The organism is Amycolatopsis sp. NPDC051071 (assembly GCF_040682875.1).
Taxonomy (GTDB): Bacteria; Actinomycetota; Actinomycetes; order Mycobacteriales; family Pseudonocardiaceae; genus Amycolatopsis.
Genome location: NZ_JBFBBY010000012.1, coordinates 94,869 through 101,716 on the forward strand (window position 1 = coordinate 94,869; position 6,848 = coordinate 101,716).

Annotated in this window: 6 protein-coding genes; 1 reads left to right on the top strand and 5 read right to left on the bottom strand. The window is 69.2% G+C overall.

The genetic code is table 11. From position 1 onward, the window contains the following. Nucleotides 1–80: 80 nt before the first annotated feature. The 4 genes from AB0M65_RS06725 to AB0M65_RS06740 all read right to left on the bottom strand — a co-directional run bounded on the left by AB0M65_RS06725 (nucleotide 81) and on the right by AB0M65_RS06740 (nucleotide 3,847). On the bottom strand, nucleotides 81–1,013 hold the full coding sequence (locus AB0M65_RS06725) for an acyl-ACP desaturase (protein ID WP_364022514.1): 933 nt from the start codon (nucleotides 1,011–1,013) through the stop codon (nucleotides 81–83). 84 nt (nucleotides 1,014–1,097) lie between these two features. Then, a complete protein-coding gene (locus AB0M65_RS06730; RefSeq protein ID WP_364022517.1) occupies nucleotides 1,098–2,000 on the bottom strand; it encodes an ABC transporter permease in 903 nt (300 codons plus the stop codon). Continuing rightward, entirely contained in the window at nucleotides 1,987–2,769 is a 783-nt protein-coding gene (locus tag AB0M65_RS06735) for an ABC transporter ATP-binding protein (RefSeq protein WP_364022519.1), read from the bottom strand. Before AB0M65_RS06735 ends, AB0M65_RS06730 begins: the two co-directional genes overlap by 14 nt. A 16-nt stretch (nucleotides 2,770–2,785) precedes the next feature. Then, nucleotides 2,786–3,847 carry an ABC transporter substrate-binding protein gene (locus AB0M65_RS06740; RefSeq protein ID WP_364022522.1) on the bottom strand — a complete coding sequence of 354 codons (1,062 nt, stop codon included), beginning with the start codon at nucleotides 3,845–3,847 and terminating at the stop codon, nucleotides 2,786–2,788. Nucleotides 3,848–4,174: 327 nt separating this feature from the next. Between AB0M65_RS06740 and AB0M65_RS06745 the strand changes: the two genes are divergently transcribed. After that, entirely contained in the window at nucleotides 4,175–5,695 is a 1,521-nt protein-coding gene (locus AB0M65_RS06745; RefSeq protein ID WP_364022540.1) for a sensor histidine kinase, read from the top strand. Here AB0M65_RS06745 and folP read toward each other — a convergent pair. Further along, nucleotides 5,692–6,558: a dihydropteroate synthase gene (folP, locus tag AB0M65_RS06750; RefSeq protein WP_364022525.1), complete on the bottom strand. Its 867-nt coding sequence runs from the start codon at nucleotides 6,556–6,558 to the stop codon at nucleotides 5,692–5,694. The genes AB0M65_RS06745 and folP overlap by 4 nt on opposite strands. Nucleotides 6,559–6,848: the final 290 nt, after the last annotated feature.

Here is a 6,848-nt window from a genome sequence, read left to right on the forward strand (position 1 = left end):
ACGTGCCTGAAGACGTAACTCGCGTGCCTGAAGGGGGAACTCGCGTGCCTGAAGGGGGACTCGCGTGTTTGGAGGCGGATTTACGCGCGGCGGGCGGCGGAGCGGGCTTCAGCGGCCGCCCGGCGTTCTTCGAATCGCGAAGCCTGGGTGTCGAGTCCCTTGAGGAACTGGTCGAGTTCGTGCCTGGCCTTCTCGCCGACCTCGCCGAGCCCTTCGAGCTCGAAGACCCTCCATTGCCGCAGCAGCGGCCAGATCACCTCGTCGTGGTGGATCCGCAGGTCGTAGATGCCCGCCTTCGCGATCAGCGCGGCCTTCCGCACGAAGCTCGGGATCACCGCACCGGGCATCTGGAACTGGACGACCTCGTCGGTGATCGCCCGCATCATCGCGTCGGGTGTCAGCTCCAGCGACGCCTTCACCAGATTCCGGTAGAAGATCATGTGCAGGTTCTCGTCCATCGCGACCCGCGAGAGCAGCTTCTCGCACAGCGGATCCTGCGTGTACCGCCCGGTGTTGCGGTGCGAAAGCCGCGTCGCCAGCTCTTGGAACGATACGTACGCGAAGACGTTCAGCAGCGGCTTGTCGCCACTGTCGTACCCGGCCTCCATGGTCTGCATTCGCGCGCGCTCCAGCTCGACCGGGTCCACCGCGCGCGTCACCAGCAGGTAGTCACGGATGCAGATCCCGTGCCGCCCCTCCTCCGCGGTCCAGCGGTGCACCCAGGTACCCCACGCGCCGTCCCGCCCGAAGGCCCGCTCGATCTCGCGGTGGTAGCTCGGCAGGTTGTCCTCGGTGAGAAGGTTGACCTCCAACGACGTCCGCGCGATCGGCGACACCCGCGACTGCTCGGGATCCCACGGTTCACCACCGAGTTCGGCGAAGTTCTTGCCTTCGCTCCATGGCACGTACTCGTGCGGCATCCATTCCTTGGCGACCGCGAGATGCCGGTTGAGGTTTTCCTCGACCGTCCCCTCCAGTTCGAGCATCAGCCGGGTGGTTTCGGGGACCGTCATACGTTTCGTCCTTCCGGGATAGCTACCTACGACACCGTAACTTACGGTGCCGTAGGTAGGCCACCTTCCCGGCCGGTCGTGAGGCTAGAGCGAAGCGGTCAGTCCGCGAGCACGCAGCACCGAACGCTCCAGCGGCCGGAAAATCAGCAGCTCGATGCCGACGCCGACCAGCAGGATCAGGAAGATCGCCGAGATCACGCCTTCCATGCTGTTGAACGACGAGCCTTCGTTCAGATACGCGCCGAGCCCCTTGCCGAGCGCGGGGGACAACGCGATCAGCTCGGCGGCCATCAGCGAACGCCATGAGAACGCCCAGCCCTGCTTGAGCCCGGCGAGGAAACCGGGCAGCGCGGCGGGCAGCAGGATGTGCCGGGCGGCGGAGAGCCTGCCCGCACCCATCACCTGGCCGACGCGCGGCAGGATCGGCGGGATCTGGTCGATGCCCGACACCAGGCCGTTCGCGATCGACGGCACCGAGCCCAGCAGCACGACGAAGTAGATCGACGCGTCGTTCAGCCCGAACCACAGGATCGCCGCCGGCACCCATGCCACCGACGGGAGGCTCTGCAGACCGGTCAGGAACGGCCCGACGGCCGCGCGGACCAGCCGCACCTTCGCCACCAGCAGTCCGAGCGGGGTCCCGATGACCACGCCGATCAGGAAGCCCAGCGCGGCGCGGTGCACCGACGTCCAGACGAACTCGAAGATCTCGCCGGTGCTCGTGATGTCGGCGAGTTCGTCCCACACCGCGATCGGGGAGGGCAGCATCGACTCCGGCCAGAACGCGGCGGCCCACAGTGCCTGCCACAGCGCGACCAGCAACGCCAGGAAGACCAGAGGTGGCACGAAAGCACGCAGGAACCGCTTCCCGCCGCTCTCCCGGCTCTCCCCGGTGGGCGTGTCGAGCGAGTCGAGGCCCGCTCCGACGGCCTCGTCCGCTTCCTCCGCCACGGACGCCTCGGCGTCGGGGCGGTCAAGCCGCGGCATGGGTACTGATCACCTCCCGGAGATGACCGGTGATCTCCAGCGTCAGCTCTTCGGCGTCGGTGGCCTGAACGTCGCGCCATTCCCGCACGACCCGGCCCGGCCGCGACGAGAGCAGCACGACCCGCTGGCCAAGCCGCACGGCCTCCCGGACGTCGTGGGTCACGAACAGCACCGACGTCCCGGTGCTGCGGTAGACACGCAGCAGTTCACCCTGCAGGACGTCACGCGTGATGGCGTCGAGCGCGGCGAACGGCTCGTCCATCAGCAGCAGCGCCTGCTCCTGGTCGCCACCGACCCGCAGGGTCGCGGCCAGCGCCCTGGCCAGCGCGACCCGCTGCCGCATCCCGCCGGACAGTTCGTGCGGCCGCTTGTCGCCCGCGCCGCCGAGACGGACGAGTTCGAGTAGTTCGGCGGCCTTCTCGCGGCGCTCGGCCCGGCCGAACCCGGCCAGCCGCAGCGGGAGTTCCACGTTGCGGGCCGCGGTCAGCCACGGCATCAGCGCGGCTTCCTGGAACATCACCGCGGGGCGGGACGTCTCCAGCGTGATCGAGCCCGCCGTCGGCCGGTCAAGTCCGGCGACCAGGTTCAGCAGCGTGCTCTTGCCGCAGCCGGACGCGCCGAGCAGGCAGACGAACTCGCCGGGGGCGACCGTGAGATCCATCCCGTCAAGCGCCACGACGGCGCGGCCGGTCGGCCCGAACGCCTTCCGGATCCCTTCGAGGCGCACGGCGACACCGGTGGACAGGCCGGGCTCCAAGGTGGTCGTCATCGCTGATCCCCTCCGGTCACTTCGTCAGCCCGGGCGCGTCCACGCCGGGCTTGCCCTGCTCGGAGAGCACGGCGTTGAGCGGGCCGAAATCGGCGAATCCCTTGAGGTCCACCGCCGACTTCACCACACCCGCGGTCACCGAGTCCTTCGCGAGCTGGGTGAAGGTCGACGCGACCGGGTCGATGCCGAGTTCGATACCCGAGAAAGCGCGGTCGAGAACGGCCTCGCTCAGTGTGCTGCCCGCGAGTGCCTTGAGTTCTCCGTTGACCACCGTCTTCGCCTCGGCGGGATTGGTCTTCGCCCAGTCGATGGCGGCGAGTTCACCCTTGAGGATGGCGGTGACGGTCTCCGGGTGCTGCTGGAGGAATTCGCTGCGGACGATCACGACCGTGGTCGGGAACTTGCCTTCCGGCCACAGGGTCTTCTCGTCCAGCAGGACCTTCGCTCCCGCGTCCAGCACCAGCCGCGAGGACCACGGCTCGGGCAGCCAGCCGCCGTCGAGCTCGCCCTTCTTGAAGGCGTCGAACGTCTTCGGGTTGTCGAGGTTGGTGATCTTGACGTCGGCGAGCTTCTTCTCGGCGATGAACTTCTTGAGCGCGACGTCCTGGGTGTTCGCCAGCGACGGCGTGGCGATGTTCTTGCCGGACAGCTGCTCCGGCGTGGTGATCTCGGGCTTCACCACCAGCTGCGCGCCGCCGGTGACCGCGCCGGCGACGAGCTGGATGGCGCCCTTGGACTTGGTGAAGGCGTTGATCGCCGGGCCGGAGCCGATGAAGGCGATGTCGAGCGAGTTGCCGAGCAACGCGTTGACCTCTTCGGGTCCGGCGTTGAACGTCTGGGTGGTGAGCTTCGTCGAGCCCAGCTCCTTGGCGAAGAACTCCTTCTTCACCCCGATCAGCGCGGGCGCGTGCGTCACGTTCGGGAAGTACCCGACGCGCACCTCGCCCGCCGCGCCCTGGCTCTTCTGCTCCACCGGGGCCGCGGCGTTGTCCGCCCGTGAACACCCCGCGAGCCCGCCTGCCAGGGTCAGGGCGGCAAGGGCCGCGGCCAGGATTCGCGTTCTGTGGTGGGTGCGCACGGCAGTGTCGCCTTTCGGGGGATACAGCTCGGCCTCGGGTGCTGGCCGCGAGAGTCGCATGTTCACCCAGGTGCCTGCATCGCCATCCGCATTACGGGAAACATGCTGAGAAACCTTGACACCAGGCGGTACGGGTGTTCCACATGCCAGGACAGACGTCCCATCATCGGTACCCCCGATCGGGTGCCCTCCCGGTGTAACGGTCCGGGCCGAACGGGCGAATCACGGTTAGCCGGGACCGGACCACCGGTGCGGCACGCGAAGGACCACCAAGGGGAGACGGCAGGTGGGGTCGACGTGGCGGTGAAGCACCCTCGGACCGTCGCGATGGCGGGCGTGCTGACCGCCGGCATCGGGATGGGCGTCTGCGCGACGACGCTCAAGATCGCCGACGGCTCGCACACCGCGCTGGACACCGTCCTGTCCAGCGCGACCGGGTTCCTCTTCCTGCTCGCCGGCGCCGTCGCGCACGTGCGCCGCGCGACGAACCCCATCGGCCTGCTCATCGCGATGGCCGGGCTCGCGTTTTTCGCCGAGGACCTCCAATTCGCCACCGACCCGCTCACGCATACCGCCGGGCTGGCGCTGGCCGCCGCGTCCAGTCCGGTGATCGTGCATCTCGTGCTGGTGTTCCCGCACGGGAAACTGCGGTCACGCTGGGAACGCGTCCTCGTCTTCTCCGCTTACGCCGTGGTGTTCGGCTCGGCCGTCCTCGGCCTGCTGGTCAACGGCGACCCCCGCAACCTCGCCGCCGTCGCGGCCTCCCCGGAGTCCGAGCAGGTGGTCAAACGACTGCTGGAACTGATCGGCGCGGGGATCGGCGCCGGCGTCGTGGTGGTACTGCTCTACCGCTGGCTCGCCGGACGGCTCCCGCAGCGGCGGCTGCTCTCCCCCGTCGTCGCCATCGCCGTGGTGGGCGCGGTCAGCACGACAGTCGGCAGCGCGCTCGGCTCTGGGCACCCGTACTCCGAACCACTGCTCGACGTCTACCGGATCTCGTTCTGCCTGTGGCCGCTGGCGTTCCTGGCCGGGGTGCTGCGGGCACGGGTCGGCAACGCGGAGATGATCCGGCTCCTGCTGGAACGTGACGGCTCCGGGCTGGCCGCGCTGGTGCAGGACGACGAGGTGTGGAAGGACAGCCGGTCGATCGACGCGCTGAACGCGGCAGCCGGGCTGGTACTGGACAATCAGCGGCTCGCCGCCGAACTGGAGGAACAACTCGCCGAGGTGCAGGCCTCCCGCGCACGGATCGTGGCCGCCGCAGACGACGAGCGACGGCGCGTCGAACGCGACCTGCACGACGGCGCGCAACAACGGCTGGTGAGCATCGTGCTGCTGCTGAGAATGGCCGAGCGGCGCCTCGGCGACGACCTGACCCCGGCCGTCGCGACCCTGCTGACCAGCACTGTCGACGAACTGCAGGCCACCGTCACCGAACTACGCGAACTCGCGCGGGGGCTGCGGCCCGCCATCCTCACCGAGGCGGGGCTGATCCCCGCTGTCCGGTCGCTGCTGGCCCGGATCCCGCTCGCGGTCGCACTGGTGAGCGCGGACGTGCCCCGGCTCAGCGGCCCTGTCGAGGCGACGGCGTACTTCGTGGTCACCGAAGCGGTCACCAACGCGCTGAAACACGCGCAGGCGCGGGAAGTCCGGGTGAGCATCGGCGTCGAGGAGGACGGGCTCCGCGTGGCCGTCCACGACGACGGCACCGGCAAGGCCGACATCGACGGCGGCTCCGGACTGCACGGCCTGCGCGACCGCGTCCGCGCGCTGGGCGGCGAACTCACCGTGCTCGGCGAGCCCGGCTCGGGCAGTACGGTGTCCGCGGTGATCCCGCTGGGTGGTTAGGCCAAGCCGCGGATCGCGCGGGCGGGTGGGCGCGTGCCCTGGATCGACGCGATCATCTCCACCACCTGCCGGGTCCGCTTCACCTCGTGCACGCGGAACACCTTCGCCCCTTCGGCCACCGCCCAGGCCGTCGCGGCGAGGGTCCCGTCGACCCGCTCCGCGAGTTCCACGCCGAGCGTCTCACCCACGAAGTCCTTATTGGACAGTGCCATCAGTACCGGCCAGCCGGTGTCGGCCAGCTCCCGCGCGTGCCGCAGCAGCGCCAGGCTGTGCCAGGTGTTCTTGCCGAAGTCGTGGGTCGGGTCGATCAGCACCCCGTCGCGCGGGACGCCGAGCGCGACCACCGCTTCGGCGTGTGCCGTGGTTTCCGCGACGACGTCGGCGACGATATCCGGATAACGCACCCGGAACGGCCGGGTGCGCGGGACGGCGTTCCCGGTGTGCGAGCAGACGTAGCCGGTGCCGAACTCCGCCGCGACCTCCGCCAGCAGCGGGTCGGCCCCCGCCCAGGTGTCGTTGATCAGGTCCGCACCCGCCTCGGCCGATCGCCTGCCCACCTCGTGCCGCCAGGTGTCGACGCTGATCACCAGGTCCGGATGCCGTTCGCGGATCCGCTCGACGAACGGGACCACCCGTCGGATCTCTTCTTCGACGTCGACCTCCGCGCCGGGACCTGCCTTCACCCCGCCGATGTCGACGATGTCGGCGCCTTCGTCCACGGCCCGCGCGACGGCGGCGAGCGCGTCCGGGTCGGAGAAGGTCGAGCCCTTGTCGTAGAAGGAATCCGGGGTGCGGTTGACGATCGCCATGACCAGGGCGCGGTCCCGGGCGACGCGGCGCCCGCGGAAGGTCAGCTCGTTCACGGGTCGATCGTACGGAGAGCCTGACCGGCCGTGGGGAGTGCCGCCCACCGGGACCGTCCCGGGTACCGGGAACGGCCATTCGAGTGGCATATCTGATATATGACACTAGAGGTCGGATCTCTATTGACTCGCTCCCGAATGGCCGAGTAGACGTTGTCACGCAAGGAAGTTCAGCCCGGCGACTAGGGCGTGTCTGGCAGATCTGTTCGTTGGGGTTCGTGATCCAGGTGGTTCCTGGTGGTGTGGGCCCTTCGACCTCGTACTGGACGTACTCGGTCGAAGGGCCCACG